We start from the raw sequence: 805 nt of genomic DNA on the forward strand, positions 1-805 counted from the left end.
CTACCTGCTCGACAACGCTCAATTTAAAAGCCAGGCTGTAATCACGTTGGCTGCGCCGCATCTCTTGCTCCATTTGACACTCCTTCTCTTCATCGAAAAAGTGTCAACCTAATTCAGGACGGGTCACCGGACAAAAAAAAGCCAGTCAAAACGATGACTGGCTTTTTTGCGGCTTGCCGCACTGGCTTACTTTGCGGCAGGCTCCGACGCTGCTGTCGCTGCGACAGCAGCGGGAGCCGACACTTCCGGTTCCTTGAATTTGCCGCCGGATTGATTGGCCATGTAGACCACGGCGCGTGCGACTTCGGTATCGTCCAGGTCTGGATTACCGCCCTTGGCCGGCATCGTCCGCAAACCATGCAAGGCATAGCCGACCACCTTGTCATAGCCCTCGGCCAGACGCGGCCCCCAGGCGCCGGCATCGCCAACCTTAGGAGCACCGGCAATTCCCGCTCCGTGGCAGGCTACGCAAGTGGACTTGAAGACCTCTTCGCCCGACAGCAATTGCTTCGGTGCGTTGGCATCCTTGAAGGTGAAACCGGCATCGGCGACCGGCTTGATACGGGTAGCAATCGCCTCCGGCGTCTGCCCTTCGGAACCGGCGCCGACTTTCTTGTCGCTGGTGACGTATTGCACCAGCAACACGATGCAGATGATGGGGACCAGAAAGCCCGCTGCAATGGCAACGATCAGTTGCTTCGGTGTCCTGATCGCGGATTGATGTTCTTCGTTATGTGCGTCGCTCATGATTCCCTCAGTACAATTTTCAAAGCCGTAGCCGGATAGGCGCCAAAAAACCGTCCGA

1 protein-coding gene is annotated in these 805 nt (G+C 57.1%); it reads right to left on the reverse strand.

What is annotated here, in order from left to right:
• Positions 1-186: 186 nt before the first annotated feature.
• Complete coding sequence (locus tag KHU33_RS26155; protein WP_211468481.1) at positions 187-747, reverse strand: c-type cytochrome; 561 nt, start codon at positions 745-747, stop codon at positions 187-189.
• Between the last annotated feature and the right edge of the window lie 58 nt (positions 748-805).

The sequence above is a fragment of the Collimonas silvisoli genome, from assembly GCF_018305005.1.
In the GTDB taxonomy this organism is placed as follows: domain Bacteria; phylum Pseudomonadota; class Gammaproteobacteria; order Burkholderiales; family Burkholderiaceae_D; genus Collimonas; species Collimonas silvisoli.

Coding starts and splice junctions, on each gene's coding strand:
- KHU33_RS26155 (WP_211468481.1), bottom strand. CDS start 747: ATGAGCGACGCACATAACGAAGAACATCAATCCGCGATCAGGACACCG.